Below are 17116 nucleotides of genomic sequence, written 5' to 3'. Positions count from 1 at the left end.
GAATGGCTTGGTTTGCTCGGATTGCCGCCGGTCTGCTGCTTGCGCTCGGACTGACCTTATCAGCATGGGCGCAGACGGCGACCCCGGATTATGCCACTTGGGAAAGCACGGCGATCCGCGCAGAAGAGGCGATTGAGGCCGGTCGCGCATCAGATAGTGCACTGGAAGAACTGCGTGTCGAGATCGTCGTTTGGCGCGATGCGTTCACAGCTGCACAATCGTCAAATACGTTGCGTATCAAGACGTTGCAGGATCAAATTGCTGCGCTGGGTGAGGTTCCTGAGGGCCGGGAAGAGGCCCCCGACATCGCCGAACGCCGCAGCGCCCTGAACAAACAGCTGGCCGATTTGCGTGCCCCGGTGATCCGCGCCGAAGAGGCGTATTTGCGGGCCGACGGCCTGATTGGCGAGATCGATTCATTGATCCGCACCCGGCAAGCGGATCGCCTGCTGGCACTGGGTCCGACCCCGCTCAATCCGCAGTATTGGCCTGCCGCGCTGGATGCGCTTTATCAGTCGGCCAACTCGATGTGGCTAGAGCTGTATCAAGCCGCCAAGACCCCTGCCAAGTTGGCGGTGATGCGGTCCAACCTGCCGGTCGTGATGCTGCTTTTGACCATTGCGCTGGTGCTGGGCGTCAAGGGCAACACTTGGGTGCGCCGGGCATTGACTGGTTTGAAAGGCACGTCTGTGCGTGGTGGCCCGGTCTGGAGTTTTCTCCTGTCCCTTGGCCGCATCGTTCTGCCTGCGGTTGCGATTTACCTTGCGGTCTTTGCGGTTAAGTCCACGGGAATGCTGGGCCTGCGCACCGGCGAAATGGTCGACCTGCTGCCGGTCTGGGCGCTGGCCTTTTTGGTGGTCCGTTGGCTGGCTGAAGAGGTGCTGTATCGCGAAGACGGTGCGGCGCTGATTCACCTTGAACCGGTGCGCCGGGTCGAGGCGGTGTTCTACGCCCATATGATGGCGCTGGTGACGGTGCTGCGCATGGCGCTCTACGTGCTTGCGACCATTTCGGTTTTTGACGAAACGGTTCTGGCCGTTCTCGATTTCCCGCTGCTGGTGGTGCTGGGCCTGATGCTGTTCCGGCTGGGCTTGATCCTGCAAAGCGGTCGCCCCTCTGGCGATACCACTGAGGAAAGCGATTCCCAGCGTTTCCGGTCGCAACTGCTTCACATCTTTGGCAAAGGCCTGATTGTCGTTGGCCTGCTTGGTCCGATCCTGGCCGGTATCGGATATGGTGGCGTCGGTCGGGGGATGATCCTGCCGATGGTGCAGACGGTTGGCGTGCTGGCCGTGCTGCTAGTGCTGCAACGGTTCATCGGCGATCTGTATGCGATGATCGTCGGAGACGAAGCCGACGCCCGCAATAGCCTGATCCCCGTCATGACTGGCTTTATCCTTATCCTGATGACCTTGCCCGTTCTGGCTCTGGTCTGGGGGGCACGGGTCGCCGACTTGACCGAACTGTGGACGCGGTTCCATGAAGGCTTCGCGCTGGGAGAGACACGGATTTCGCCCACCGACTTCCTGCTGGTTCTGGTGCTGTTCATCGTCGGCTTTCTGGTCACGCGGCTGCTGCAGGGTGGGTTGCGCCGGACGGTTCTGCCAAAGACCCGGATTGATGCGGGCGGGCGAAATGCCATTGTGTCGGGCGTGGGCTATGTCGGGATCTTTATCTCGGCCATTGTGGCGATCACTACCGCCGGGCTGGATCTGTCGTCGCTGGCCATTGTGGCTGGTGCGCTGTCGGTCGGTATCGGTTTTGGTTTGCAGAACATCGTATCGAACTTTGTCTCGGGCATCATCCTGCTGATCGAACGTCCGATTTCCGAAGGCGACTGGATCGAGGTCGGTGGCCAGCACGGGCATGTCAAAACCATTTCCGTCCGGTCCACCCGGATCGAAACTTTTGACCGCACCGATGTGATCGTGCCGAACGCCGATCTGGTGTCGGGCACCGTGACCAACTACACACGCGGCAATTCCATTGGCCGGGTCAAAGTGGCGGTTGGGGTGGCCTATGGCACCGACACGATGCGCGTTGAAAAGATCCTCAAGAACATCGCACGTGATCATCCGATGGTGATGATGAACCCCGAACCCAATGTCTATCTGATGGGCTTTGGAGCGGATTCCGTCGATTTCGAAATCCGCGCGATCCTCAGCGATGTGCATCAGGTCATGCAGGTCAAATCCGACATGAACCACGAAATCGCCCGCCGCTTTGCCGAAGAGGGGATCGAGATCCCGTTCGCGCAGCGCGATATCTGGCTGCGCAACCCCGAGGCTTTGCACCCCAAGGCCCCGGTTGATCGGGGCGCTGAAATCGAAGACACTCCGCCGACCACAGGAGTTCCCGAATGACTGCCCAACTGTTCCAGCAAGACCCGTACCTACGCGAAGCACCGGCCACCGTGACCGGGCTGACCTTCGAAGGTGGAATCGTGCTGGACCAGACAGTGTTCTACGCCACCGGCGGCGGCCAGCCGGGCGATAGCGGCGTGTTGCGTTGGGGCAGCCAGTCGATCGGCATTGCCTCGGCTGTCAAAGGCGATGACGGCGCGATCGTTTTGATCCCGGCGGAACCGGCGCGGTTGCCCGCCGTTGGCACGCCGGTCGTGCAAACGCTGGATTGGGAAAGACGCCACCGCCACATGCGGATGCACACGGCGCTGCACCTGCTGTCGGTCGTCATTCCACTGCCTGTGACGGGCGGCGCGATCATGGCGGATCGGGGGCGGCTCGATTTCATGATGCCAGAGCCGCCGAACAACAAAGACGCGCTGGAGGATCGGCTGAACATGCTGATCGACCGCGACATGCCGGTGACCGAAAAGTGGATCAGCGAAGCCGAGCTTGACGCAAACCCCGGCCTTGTCAAAACGCTGTCGGTCAAGCCGCCGCGCGGATCGGGGCGTGTTCGGCTGGTTCAGATCGGCACATCGGATGCGGTGATCGACATTCAGCCCTGCGGCGGTACGCATGTGGCCCGCACCGGCGAAATCGGCGCAATTCGCATCGGCAAGATCGAAAACAAGGGCAAACAAAACCGGCGTGTATCGCTGGTGTTTGACGCCTGACTCGGCCTGTCTGATTTAAATTTAGGCACCTTTTGGCACGGCGGATCTTTCGGGTGAAGTGTCCAAGTGACGGCCCCGGAATTCCTTTGGAAATTAAGGAAATTCGTTGAAAACGGGCCTCCCTGGTTCTATCGATAACCCAATGCTCATTTGGTTAGGCGGGGGCGAGTCGGGGCAATTTATGCGCTGATGATCCCAAATGGATAGTTTTACAATCCATGCCGGTTTCTTTGGGCGGGCGATTTTGAAGGCATGGGGCTGTCCTAAACCTTTGTTCTCGTTTGAAGATCGATCCTTTTAGACGTCTGTCTTGATTTGAGGCCCGCCATGTTCGCATTTGACCGCCGCTTCCGCAAAGGTATGAAATCTGCGTTGATCGCTGGTGTGGCCAAGCGCGTGGCAGATACGTTTGGCGCCCCGCGCGTCCGGGAAAAGGCGCTGGTGCTGGAGCCGATGGAGCCGCGCATTCTGCTCAGCGCGGACCCGTTCACCGCGGCGATTTCCCTGTCGGACTATATGGGCGATGGCGGCCTGTCCAAAAGCGTGGTTCTGCGCGTGGTGGATCAGGGCGACACGCGCCAGTTGGTTTTGGCCGACAATTCGGGAACGCTCAAATCCTGGAATATGGATGCAGCCACGGCGGTGCGGGTCAATCTGACCGGATCGCGTGGCAATGACCTGCTGACGCTGGATCCGACGCTGAAAACGGATCTGACGGCGTTCAGCCTTGATTACATCACCAAGGGCGGCGCGGATAAGATCGTTCTCGGCAAGCCCAGTCTGACGGACGATGCGGCGAGCCGCAATCCGATTACCGTGTCGGACGACGGTCTGACCTTCGAAGATTTCGGCCAGCTTGGCGCGTCTTGGACGCTGGGCGAGGATACGTCCGGCGCAATACCGCGTCTGCATCTGTATGGCGGCGCGGTGGATATCACCTTTGGCCAGAAGGCGGCAGTCTCGACCGGGGCGGCGCTGGATGTGGGCTATCTGAACCACGCAGGGTCAGTTTCGTTCGACATCGGCACGATGGGCGATGCGCGGGTCGATACGCTTCGGGTCAGCTTGGCCGATAAATACGACCCGTTCAAAGAAGATGAGATCCGCACCGGCCTAAGCGCGGCCTTGTTCGAAGGGCTTGGCGGATCGACGCCCGACACCTCGGATCTGGTAGGATCGGGCAAGATCACTGTGTCGGGCCGGGTCGGCGCGGATGGCGGTGTCACGCTGATCGGTGACACGGTTGCCATGTCGGGCGGCGCGATCATCGACACTTTGACCGACGAAGGCGCAGCGGGCGATGTGAACATCGCGGGCCGCAAGGTGGATGTCGGCGCGAACGCGACCATCCGCTCGGCCCGGCTGGACGGGGGCGATACCGGTGCCGCGACCTCCTCGGTTGAAGCGGGAACCGGCGGCGCGGTCTCGATCCGCGCGGATGAGGCTATCCAGCGGGTCGGAATCCCGCTGATCGACGTAAAGGCCCATAGCGCCGAGATCACTATTGGGTCGGGCAGCGTCATTCTAGGCGCATCTGTTTCGATCGACGCCACGGCGGTGGATGCGCCCTTGCAGGCCAAGACCGGCGCGAAGGTTGGGGATTTTCTGGCCACTGGCAATGTCGACTTGGAACAAACCGTCGACGGTGGGCTGGAATTTCTGAAGAACATGGGCGCGACCCTCAAGGGGGTTGGCGCTGAGGTTCTGATCCACAAGGCCAATGCCGATGTGACGATGACCGGGGCCAAGGTCTTTGCCGAAGGCACCGTACAGATCAGCGCCACGACCGAGGTCAGCTCGGAAGCCTTGGTGCAACCGCTCAACGCCGCCGAGCGCGAACGCTTGGGCCTGCCCAAAGACACCGGCAGCCAAGCGGGCGTGACGGTATCGGTGGTTGTGACCGATGTTGCGACCACCCTGACCGGCAGCCAAATCTCGGCCGGTGGTGATGTACTGGTTGCCGCCAAGACCACCGCTTCGGCCTCGGCCACGCTGGCGATGCAGGGGCATTTCGAGGGCGAAACCGATAGCAGCGGCGGCTTTGGCCTGACGGTCGCGGTTCTGGATGTCGATACCGGGCTATCATCCGACAAAGGCACGACCATCGTGTCGCATGGCGGCAACGTCAATATGATCGCAACGGCGGACACCAGCACCACCAGCGATCTGTCTATCTCGGCCACCAGCGACGCCAAGGCGATGCTGGCTGCAGGCATTGCCGTGGAACTGGTGGATGTGACCACCACCGTCGATAGCGAAATCCACGCCAAGGGCGGGGTGGGGGCCGCAGATGGCCCGGACCAAGGCACATGGGATTGGGGCACCGATTACAGCTTTGACGCGGAATCCAGCGCCGTTGTGGACCTGTCGCGCGATCTGATCACCGTCAAGGATCACGGGTTGAGCCATGGTCAACGCATTGTCTATACCGCCGCCGACACCACCATTCTGATCGACACCGGGGCCAAGGCCATTGGCGGACTAGAGGATGGCGGCACCTATTACGTCAATTACGTCGATCAAGACCATTTCCAACTGCTCAGCGCGCCGCCGACGACAATCGACCTTGGCGCGTCTTCGCTGGATGCCGATGCCACGCATACCCTGCGCCAAAAGGTGGATGTTGTCGGCGCGGTGGATGCGATTGCCGATGCCTCGGCTGATGAAGCGATCCGCAATTCGCTGCGCCTGATCGGCCACGGGCTGAGCGATGGCGATATCGTCACCTATCAGGCCGCCGGTGCGGCAATTTCGGGCCTGACCAGTTCCAAACGCTACCGGGTCAAAGTGCTGGACCAAGACAGGGTGCAGTTCTATGCCATTGGCGACACGGATCTGGCCACGCCGCTGGCCATTGGCCTGCCAACGCAGCGCGACCCCTACAATGCGCATAGCTTTACCACCGAAGGCACATCCCCCCGCACCCTGAGCGTTTCGCTGATGGGGATCGATGCCGCGGCAAACCGGATTATGGTTTCCGATCATGGCTTTACCGAAGGGCAAGAGGTTGAATACCTGCTGGCCCTGACGCCGGATGCGATCGGCGGGCTGGCCCCGGAAACCACCTATTTCGCCACCAATGTCACCAGCACGGGCTTCCAACTGAAGGACGCCACAGGCGCAATCGTTGATCTGAGCGGTCCGGCCTCGGGCGGGCTGCACCGGTTCATCGGCACCCGCGCGGCGGTCAGCTTCACGCCCACCAGCGCCGTGGATGACGCCAGCGATATCATCACGCTTAAAGGGCACGGTTGGCAGACCGGCGATAGCCTGTTCTATGCCACCGGGGCTGATACTTTTGTCACCCATGACGACGGCACGGTCGAGCGGATCAAAGACCCGGCGATTGACGGGCTAGAGGATGGCACGCTTTATCACGTGGTCCGCATTGATCAGGACCATTTCCGGCTTGTCACCTCATCGGCCTATGCCCATGCGCCCGAAGTGGTGGACCTGACCGCGCTTGGCGTGGGCGATGCGCATACCCTGCTGCCCGATGCCGATCTGGCCAATGGCGTAGGGATCTACGCCCGGCTGACCAGCAGCGTCAGCAATGCCTCTGGCAGTGAAATCGGCGCGGGCGACACCGGCGAAGATGTTCTGACCAGCTACCTGATGGGCGCAGGCATGGACAAGGCCAAAGGCTTCTTTGGCGGGGCCAAGCCCGATGTGGGCACGGTCGATACCGGCAATGCCGATCCGGCGGATTCCAGCGGCACCGACACTGATGCCAAGGACGAAAAGACCGAAACGAAAGACCCGGTGAGCGAGGGGGTCAACTTTAGCCTTGGCGGATCCGTTGGCGTCACGCATTTTAACCATGATGTCACGGTGAAGGTTGGCACCGCCGAAGGGGCTGGCCGGATTCTGTCCGAACAAGATGTCGATATCGTTGCGACCATCGAACAAACGGTCACCACGGGCGTCACCGCCATTGTCGGCAAGCCGGGCGATGAAAAGGTCAAGGCCGATGGGGCCGCGCTGGCCATTGCGGTCGGGGTCTATGACAATGCCGCGCTGGCCGAGATTGGCGCCTATGCCCGGATTGATGCGCTGGGGTCGGTGAACCTGACTTCCGATGTGTCTTATCCCTTTGCCACGCCGCCGCGCGAAACGATTTTGGGCATCTGGAAGAAAGAGTTCTGGACCAAGCTGCGCGATGACCTGCTGGCCGATCCGCAGGGTGTTTACGGCACCTATACCGACGGTCTGTTCGGCCTAAGTGGGCTGGTCAACAGTCAGGCGCTAGGTCAAACCAATTCGCCCGACACAGGGTCCACCGCGCTTGGCGGGTCGATCAACATCCTGATCTATGACGACCGCGCCGAGGCTTATGTCCGCTCGGGTGCGAAGATCAATCAGGCCAGCGCCGGCGACGGCATCGCGATGCGCAAGGACGGCGAAGGCCAGACGGTCACTTGGGCCGAAGGGAGCGGAAGCTCGATCGCGGTTGCGGCCAATGTGTCGCGCGAACTGGTCGATCTGGTGGGCATGGGCAATGCCGCCAGCACCGCCGACGCGGTCACAGCCGCAATTGAAGACGACGGCGGCACCTGGGGCAAGAAGATCGGCAACACCTTCAAATCGGGCGGCGTGATTGACTTGGTCAACCGCTCGGGCGGGAACGGGGCTGGCGGCTCGCTTTTGGTGACGAAGTTCGACACCACGGCCAAGGCGATCATCGAAGAAGGCACCACGCTGCGGGCCGGTCCCGATGGCAGTGTCAGCGTCGATGCGACAGAAAAGATGATCCGCGCCGCGCTGATTACGGCAGGCTCTGCCCCGGCAGCGGATTCGGTTGGCATTGCGGGCAGCGTCGGCGTTGTCCTGCATAACAGTCTGGTTGAGGCGGCGCTATTTGCCCCGGCGGCGGGGGCGACCACATCGAAACGCGGCACCCTGACCGGGGGCAGCGCGGTCTCGGTCAAGGCGACCTCGGACATTGATGAGGTGAACTTTGCCGGGGGCGTGGTCTGGGCCGAAACCGGCGCCAAGGCGGCGGGCGTGTCCGGGCTGGTCGGCAATTCCGAACGGCAAACCTTGGCCCATATCGGCGACATCGCCAATAGCGACGCGGGCGAAAGCGCTAAGGCAGGCACGTTGCGGGCACCGGCCACAGGCAGTTCAGGCGGCATTCTGATTGACGCCAGCACCCTATCGGTTGAGGCGCTGCGCACGGGCGGCAGCTATAACACCGCCTTTGCTGGTACGCGCATTGAGGCCAATCAAGCCACGCCAGACGATGCCGCCGAGGATGCGGCAGACCCGGCCACCCGCGACGTAACCGGCGGGCTGAAACCGACCGATGACAAAGGCGGGGCGCGGGCCGAATTGAACGATGCCGACGCCGAAGCGCCCAAATCCACCTCGGGCTTTGGCGTGGCAGGGGCGGCGGCCTTCTGGAAGGTCGATCAGACCACCTCGGCCACAATCGCCAGCTACGGGCGGATTTCGCTGAACGGTTCGGGTGGCGCGGGCCTGACCGTCGATGCGCAGGACCACATGACAGTGGTCAACGCCATGGGCGGCGTTGCGGCTAGTTACGGCAATGACGCAACCGCCAAGACCGATATGATCGCCGGGGCCTTTGGCCTGAGCCATATCGCGTCCGTCACTGAGGCGGCGGTTCTGGTGCGCGGCAATGGCGCGGTCTCGGATCCGGCGCTAACGCTGGCACTTGGCAGCGCGCAGGACATTTCGATCACCGCGCATGCCGGTGGAAATCTGTATTCTGTAGCGGCGGGCATTGGCGTGTCTGGCACGGCGCAGGGCAACGGTTTTGGCGGATCGGTCGGCGCGAATTTCCTGGATTACGACGTCACCGCCGAACTCGATGGCGCGTCGGTGACATCGGGCGGCGGGCTGACCATCGACGCGCTGAACGACGCCTCGGTCGTGTCGGTTGCCGGTGCGGTGGGCGCAGGGCGCGGGGGCAAGGGTCTTGGCGGATCGGCCAGCTACAACGATCTGGACGGTACAACACTGGCCGCGCTGCGGGGCGCTGCCGCGAACACCGGCTGGACCGGGTTCTCGCTGACGGGTGACGTGGCTGTCACCGCCGAAGATGCGCGTGAAATCAAGGCCTTCTCGGTCAGTGCGGGCCTGTCTTCGACCGCCTTTGCGGCGGCGTTTACCCTGTCGGCCAACGATATTTCCGGCTCGGTTCAGGCTTTGGTGGCCAATGCCAAACTGGCCAATGGCGACGGTCTGCGCGCCCGGTCCCTGCGGGTTGAGGCTGACGATAAAACAAACATCACCGCGCTTGCGGGCGTCTTGGCGCTGGCGGGCGGCGACAGTTCCGCCGTGGGCGCGGGGCTTGGCTGGAACGAGGTGTCGATCAACACCAGCGCCACCATCACCGGCACCACCGCTGCGCTGACCGGCACGGCCAACACCGTCGCGGGCCTGACCATCCGGGCCGTGGCCAGCTCGGACGGGCTATTGGGCAGCAAGATCGCCGCCGCCGCCGTCGGCGGGGCTGCATCGCGCGATGCCAATGCCGCGGCCTTCAACATCGGCCTGAACGGCGTGACCAGTGCGGTGACCGCTGGCCTGAATGGCGATAGCGCGATCACCGTCGCCATCGGCAATGCCGAGATTTTGGCCAAGGACAGCACAGTGATTTCCGCCCTGAACGGCACTATGGCCGTCAGCGGCAAGGGCAATAGCGCGGGCGCGGCGGTTGGTTACAACTTCATCGACGCAGCCACGCAGGCCTATATTCGCAGCGCATCCCTGACCGCCGGGGCCCTGATCGACGTGCGCGCCGTGCAGGCGGCAGAGATCGGGTCGATCACCGGGGGCTTGGCTGTGGCGTCGAAGCTGACGCTGGGCGGGTCGGTCTCGGTCAATGTCATCACCACGGACACGCGGGCCTTCATCAGCCCGGCCAATGCGGCGGATTTGGCCCGGACAGTCAAGGCGCGCGGCATCACGGTCGACGCGCGTACCACAGCGAAATCCATGGTTTTGTCGGGGCAGGTGGCGGCACGCGGCAAGGCGACAGTAGGCCTGAGCGCAACGATCCTCAGCCTAGATCTGGCAACGCAGGCCTTTGTGGACCCCTATGTCAAAATCGAGGCGGGCAAAGATGGGCTGACCGTTTCCGCCGATCTGGACATGGATCCCAAGGTCTTCGCCTTTGCCGGGGCTGCCTCGGGCGAGGGGGTGCTGGCCGCAGGCGGTGTGGCGAGTGTATCGCAAATTGATACAGAAACCATCGCCTCCATCGGCGCTGTGACCGAAGCCGCGGAGGGCAGTCTGACCTATGGCGCAGCGCGGGATGGGGCGCATCAGATCACCACGGCCCTTGGCGATGTGCGCGTTGTGGCGCATTCGTCGCTGGACCTGATCGGCGCCGCTGGCGCGGTTGGATTGGCCAAAGGGGCCGGGATCGGCCTGTCGACGGATATCGGCTATATCGACGTGACGACCCGCGCCAAGATCGGCGATGGGGTGAAGATCAGAACCATTAGCGACACCAGCACGACGCAGGCGGGCGGCTCGGTGATCGTCGATGCGCTGACCTCAATCGACACCACCGGCCTGACCATGGGCATCGCGGGCGGCAAGGCGCTTGCGCTGGCGGTTCAGGCGGGGCTTTCCTCCATTACCACGCGGACTGAGGCGCTGATTGGCGCGTCGGCCACCATCACCGCGCAGGGCAGCATTGCCGTCACGGCGGATGACGCGTTGGAGGTGGTCACCGTCGCGGGCAGCATTGCCGGGGCTGGGTCAGGCGTTGGCGCGGCGATCCCGGTGAACATCGGGTTCATCGACAAAAACACCACGGCGCATGTGGGCAAATTGGCCAAGTTGAACGCGCGGGGCACCGCGTCTGTCACGGTCAACACAGGCGAATTCACCACGGATGAGGCCCCCCAAACCACCCGCGAGGTCGCGCAGCAAGAATTCAGCGCATCGCGTGTGGACAATGCCGCCAACCAGATCACTCTGGGCGAAGGCTCTGATACGCCGACGAATTTCAAGACCGGCGACGAAGTTCTGTTTGTCAGCAGCCAAGGCAGCATCGGCGGGCTGAGCAATGGCGGCACCTATTATGTCCGCGTTTTGCCGGGCAATCGTGTCAGCCTGCATGCCAACGCCGAAGATGCGGCGCAGGGGGCCAATGCGATCGACCTGACCAAGGTGTCGGACACCGGTCTGTTTGTCCTGTCGCCGCAGATTAAACGCGGCGCGGGGGCCTTGGCGGTTCCCAACCTTGAAACCGACAAGACCATGGGGCAGCGCAGTTCGGTCGCGGATCGGGCGGCGTTGTCGGGCGTGATCGTCAACGCCACCAGCCGGACTGAGGTCGTGGCCGTTGGAGCCGGTATCGCGGGCGGCGGCACGGCAGGTCTGGCCATGGGCGGGCACGCGGGCATTCACATCATCGAAACCACGGCCCAGATCGAAGGCGTGGTCCATTCTGGCACGTCCGACGCCAATTCCGGCGCCGTGCTGGGCGATGATACCACCGTCACGTCGCAGAAAGGTGTGCATGTGGCGGCAGGCCGTCAGTATGACGTGATCGCAGTGGGCGCATCGCTTGCGGGCGGCGGATCGGCGGCGGGCGGCATCGGCGGCGCGGTTGTCATGCTGGACGGGGATACCAAGGCCAGCCTTGGCGGCGTTGTGGCGGCCAAAGACACCGTAACGGTTGGCGCTATTGCGTCAGAAAATATCATTTTGGTCGGCGCGGGCATTGGCGGCGCAGGCGCTGCGGCGCTTGGCGGATCGGCCTCGGTGGCGGATCTGGCGACGGGCACCTTTGCGCGTGTTCAGGCCGGGGCCAAGATTGGCGCGCAATCGGATATGGCGGTCGCCGCGCATCACGATTCCGAGCTTATCCTTGTCGCGGGGGCGATGGGCGGGGCTGGCACGGCGGCAGCGGCGGGGGCCGTGTCGGTCGTTCTGCTGAACAAATTCGTTGTGGCCGAAATGGGCACCGGCGCGATTGTGGACGTGACGGGCGATCTGTCGGTCGTGGCCACCTCGGGCGAAGACATCCTGACCGTCGGCGCAAGCGCGGCAGGTGCGGCAGGCGGTGCCTTGTCGGCGGGTGTCGTCTATGTCGAAACCAAGGGGCAGACGGCCTCAAAATCCACCGGCGCGACGGTTGCGGCCAGCGGCGATGCGACGTTCCACGCCGAAGACACCCTGTTGCTGGATGCGGTGGCGGGTGGCTTGGCGGGCGGCGCGGCGGCGGCGGGCGCAGGCTTTGTCGTGGCCACGCTGGACCGCGCCACAGTGGCCGAGATCAACGGCGGGTCTGTGCAAGGCTATGGCGTGCATGTCACCGCTTATAGCGTTTGGGATGTGACCAGCCACGCCGCAGCCGGGGCGCTTGGCGGGGTTGGCCTGTCGGGCAGTGTGAACCTGCTGAACCTTGGCATGACCGATGCGGGGTTCACCCGCGCCAGCTATGGCAGCGCCTCGGGCAGTTCGACCAATGCGGTGGTCTATAAGAACGGCAAGCCGGAACCTGTCGACAGCGCCTTGACGGAACTGCGCGCAGGGCTGGCCGGGTTGCTGAATGATGGCACCTCGGGCGACATCGGCCCCGACACCCAAAGCGCGAAACAGCAGGCGCTGAAGGCGCGGATCAACGGGGCGACATCGGTGCGGTCTTCGGATGTGCGCGCCGGAACCACCGCCCGGATTCTGTCTGACGCGACGGTGCAGGCCGATGATCTGACGGTGACCGCGGACCATGATGTGACGCTGAGTGCTTGGGGCGGCGCGGTCAGCGCAGGTGCCATTGCGGGCGGCGCTGGCGTGTCTGTTGTAAACCAGTCGTTGCTGGTCACGGCCTATGTGGATGCTTCGGGGCAATTGTTGCCCAAGGAACACCGACTGAACATCGACATCGCGTCGCGGCTCACCTCGGATATCGAGGCGGTGGGCGTTGCTGGCGCGGGCGGCCTGATCGGCGGCGCAGCGGCTGTATCTGTGGTGCGGGACGATAGCGATACGACCGCCTACCTGGGCGGCGGCGGTAAATCCTCGGGCACGTTGTTGGTTTATAGCCCCGGCGATCTGTCGATCACGGCGGATGCGGATATCGACCTGAAAGTCGCCACAGGTTCGGCCACCATTGGCGGTGTCGCGGCGGGCGCGGCGGTGGTTATCGTTGAGGCGACGGGCGACACGATTGCTGCCGTCGGCGACAAGACGCAGATCGGCCTTGGGGCATCCTCAGGGGCAGGCGAAGCGGCAACCGTCGCGGCCCGGTCCTTGGTGGTTGAGGCCACGGGCCGCGTGGCGATTAGCCCTGCGCCGATCTTTGGCACGACCAGTCATATGCTGACCAACTATGGCGTGGGCCTTGGCGCGGTCACGGCCAACGTTCTGAAAATCGACATGGGCACGACGGGCAACAACCTGATTGTGCAGGCTTATATCGGCAAGGACGCGCTGGTTCAGGTCGAACGGCTGGATCGGATGCGCGTGCGGTCGCTGCTGGTCGAAAGCGGTGCGACAGACGTAAAATCGCGGTCCTTGGCGCTTGGCGGCTTTGCTGCCGGTATCATTGTGGCCGATGTGAACGCGGTTGTCGTGGTGGAAACCCAAGTCCGCGACGGCGCTCAAATTCGGGTGTTTGGTGGCTCGGGCGGGATCAGTTCCTATGTCGCGGTGCCGAATGCCAAAACCTTTGAGGCCAAGGCGAACTTTGCCGCCAATATGGTCGCCAGTGGCGGCAATGGCGGTGTTGTCGCCTTGGGCGGTATATTCGTTGATCCCTTCATTCAGGTCACGGCCCGCGTCGACGTTCAGAAGGACGTGGTCATTACCGGCAACCAAGACGACCTGACGATTGGCGCAGACAGCACCCTGTCCGTGCTTGCGGATGGCAGTTTGGTGTCGGGCGGTCTGGCCACCGGCAGCATCGCGACCTTTGCAGTCAAAACCGACAACAAGGCGATTGTGCAGGTCGCGCAGAACGTGACGATGCAGGCGTTTGAGGATCTGTCGATCACTGCTGCGGCCAAGCAAACCGTGATCGCCAAGGAAACGCTGGACACGACCGCGCTGGCGGCGGCGCTTCTGGCGCGGGCGGCGGGCAACGTGACCAACAACGCGACGATTGACCTGAACAGCGGCAGCACGTTGCGAGCCAAGAATATAACGGTCGATGCCAGCCACGCGGAATTCGTGTTCGTTGATGCAAAATCTGACGCGACCTCGGGCGTTGCAGGCACCAAATCTTTGGCCAGTGCAACGGTGGGCACGACGGCCAAGGTGACCTCGGCCGGGACGATTGTCGCAGACGATACGCTAACCTTGCGGGCAGGCGGCACAGAAACGCGCGTCACATCGCATGGGGCGGCGCTGAACCTTGGGCTGGCCGGTGTGAACAGCGGGTCGGCCATCACCAATGTCACGGCCAACAATTTTGTCGAGATCACGTCGCAATCCAAGCTGGCGGGCGACACGGTCACGCTTTTGGCCGATCAGGCCTCGGACGCGGTGCTGGTCATTGCCGATGCCTATGCCAAGGGCGTGCAGATCGGTGGCAATACTTCCGCCACGGCGGGCATGACGGCGAATTTCGCCCAGAAGATCGAAGCGAAATCGGCAGGCACCACGCAAAGCCAGATCGAAGCGCGGCACCTGAACCTGACAGCGGACTCGGGCAATCTGCTGAACGGCGGAGCGTTCTCGATCTATGGCACGGCGGACCGGGTGGCCTATGGGTTGGACGTCGGATCCGAAAACGACCAATCGACGATCATTGTGGACCGCAAAGTCCAGGTTCAAAGCGACATCACCATGCGCGATGTGGTGACGCCGCGCGTGATCATCCCCGCAGATCTGCCGCTGGGTGCGAAAAGCATCATCACCGAAGGGCTGGAACGGTCGGCCATTGGCCCCGATGGCAAGCCGGTCGATAGTGTCACAATCAAAGACGGCAAAATCTATCTGCCCGATATGGTGGCGATCAATTCCAAAGGTGCACCCAAGCTGACGGTGTCGGCGGCGGGGCAGGGCTTTGACGCTCGCGACGGAATGATCCGCTCCGGCGGTGTCTTTATGCAAGGGGCCACTGTGTCGGCCCCAACGGGCTACTCCACGCTGCGGATTGAAAACGCCTCGGCCATGGATGTGGTCTTGGGGCGGATCGAAGGCGCAGGGGTGTCGGCAGACAATGCCGGGCTTTACACCGTGAATTCCTTCACGCCCACCAATACCGCCCCAACCATTGCCACGGTGCCGAACGTGCCTGCCTTGCAGATCGTTTCGACCAACCCTGAGGCGCATGTGATCCTTGGCGATGCCGTGGTTATGGACAGCGTGCTGATCCAATCGGCGGGCGATATCCTGTCGGGCGGCGATCATAGCCTGTCTGCTGGCACAGTGACGCTCAAGGCGGGCGGGTCCATCGGCAGTGCGGCGGCCCCGATCACCATCCTGTCGGGGGTGATTGATGCGCAGGCATCGGGCGATGTGTCCTTGAAATCGCCCGGTAAAATGACCGTTGCCCACGCCATCGCGCGGGGCGAAGGCGCGGCCGTCACGCTAAGTGCGGGCGGTGATCTGCTGCATGCTGCCGCGCTGACGTCTGAGGCCGAAATCGTGGCCCGTGTGATTGCCGATACGGTCACGCTGACCGCTGGCGGGCAGATCGGCTCCACGACTGGCCAAGGCTATGCCGGCGGGCTGACCAACCGCCTGATCACCGATGCGGGCCGCCTGAACGCGGTGGCCAAGGGCGGGATCTATGTCACCCAATTCGGCGGGCCGCTGACGCTTGGCAATCTGCGGTCGGACACCTCGAACATCGACATTCGCACCTGGGACACCACCGACCGGATTGACGAAAGCATCATTCTGGACGGCGAAAGCCGCCTGATCGCGCTGTTCGGCGGTATCACGCTGGATGCGGGCGACGCGTTGAAGGCGGTTCTGTCCCTGACCGGGCAGCGCGCCGTTGTGTCGGCGGCGGCGGACCAAACCTATGGCCGCGTGGTGTTGCGGTCGAACTTTGGCCGAAACGGTAAGGTGACTGACGCCGCCAATGCCGGGCTAATCGATCTGGATGCCTCGATCACCGGCAATTCGGTGTTGCTGGAAACCGGCTCGGGCCATGACACCGTGGTCATCCGGTCGGTGGACGCAGGCATGCGCTATGGCATAGACACCGGCGCGGGGGACGACACAGTCAAGCTGGCCTCGGTTCTGGATGGCGAGTCCGGCACGGCCAAAAGCAATGTGGACGCCATTCTTGGCAATGTTTTCTTTGCGGGCGGCGCGGGCAAAGACAAAATCCTGGTCGACCTGACCGGGTCGCAGTCGGCCACGCCCAACGGGGCCACCGCACCGTCGCATTCGGTCTATCAGAACGGGTTCAAGGTCGCCGGAATGCAAGGCGACGTCACCCTTGGCATTGGCACGGTTGAGGAAATCGAACTGCGCCTCAGCGACAACCGTGATTGGCTAGCGGTTGAAGGGGCCACGCAGAAAGTCACCGTTGATCTGGGCGGCGGCGATGACCTTGTCACGCTTGGGACCGAAGCCAGTGGCTTGTCGCGCGTGACCTCGGCTGTCACGCTAATCGGGTCAGGCGGGGCGGACCGGCTGATCGCCTATGGCTCCGGTAGCGGCACGATTGATGGTGCACGCATCACCGGCCTTGGCGCTACGGCGAATGGCGCGGTCGATATGCTCGGGTTTGAGCGTTTGGACGTCAACCTGCTCAACCGGACGCAGGACACGCTGCGTATTCTGGGGCTGTCCTCGGCCTTTAGCAGCGGCGTTCAGATCAACACCGGCAACCTTGGCAGCAGCACTGCCGGGGATAAGGTGATCTTTGGCGGCACCACCCCGGCCACCACGGCGAATGCGCTGGCTGATCTGCCGGTTTCGCTGGGTGTGACGCAAACCGGCGGGACCGCCGCGACGACCTTCGGATTGGTGCAAAGCAGCGCGATGGACCTGCTGGTCGATACCCGCCCCGGCGGGTCGGTCGGCCTTAGCCTGCGCGATGCGTTGCAGCCCGACGCGGCGGTGAGCCCGGCGATTGTGCTGAATGGTATT

Annotated in this window: 3 protein-coding genes (1 of these 3 running past the window's edge); all 3 read left to right on the top strand. The window is 63.1% G+C overall.

All coding sequences use genetic code 11. The features are described from left to right. The first annotated feature begins 2 nt into the window (after window positions 1-2). Window positions 3-2363 (top strand): DUF3772 domain-containing protein, encoded by a 2361-nt coding sequence (locus PRI8871_RS10400; protein WP_108886155.1) that lies wholly within the window; start codon window positions 3-5, stop codon window positions 2361-2363. Then, a complete protein-coding gene (locus PRI8871_RS10395; RefSeq protein WP_108886154.1) occupies window positions 2360-3079 on the top strand; it encodes an alanyl-tRNA editing protein in 720 nt (239 codons plus the stop codon). Before PRI8871_RS10400 ends, PRI8871_RS10395 begins: the two co-directional genes overlap by 4 nt. Before the next feature lie 327 nt (window positions 3080-3406). Continuing rightward, window positions 3407-17116, top strand: partial view of a PKD domain-containing protein gene (locus PRI8871_RS19595; protein ID WP_108886153.1) — the beginning only. Its footprint extends 15075 nt past the window's final position; only the first 13710 of its 28785 coding nucleotides appear in the window; the start codon lies at window positions 3407-3409; its stop codon lies beyond the right edge, outside the window.

Origin of the sequence: Pseudoprimorskyibacter insulae, assembly GCF_900302505.1 — a bacterium.
Taxonomy (GTDB): Bacteria; Pseudomonadota; Alphaproteobacteria; order Rhodobacterales; family Rhodobacteraceae; genus Pseudoprimorskyibacter; species Pseudoprimorskyibacter insulae.
This window is presented reverse-complemented; position numbering and strand designations above follow the sequence as displayed.

Coding starts and splice junctions, on each gene's coding strand:
- PRI8871_RS10400 (WP_108886155.1), top strand. CDS start 3: ATGGCTTGGTTTGCTCGGATTGCCGCCGGTCTGCTGCTTGCGCTCGGA.
- PRI8871_RS10395 (WP_108886154.1), top strand. CDS start 2,360: ATGACTGCCCAACTGTTCCAGCAAGACCCGTACCTACGCGAAGCACCG.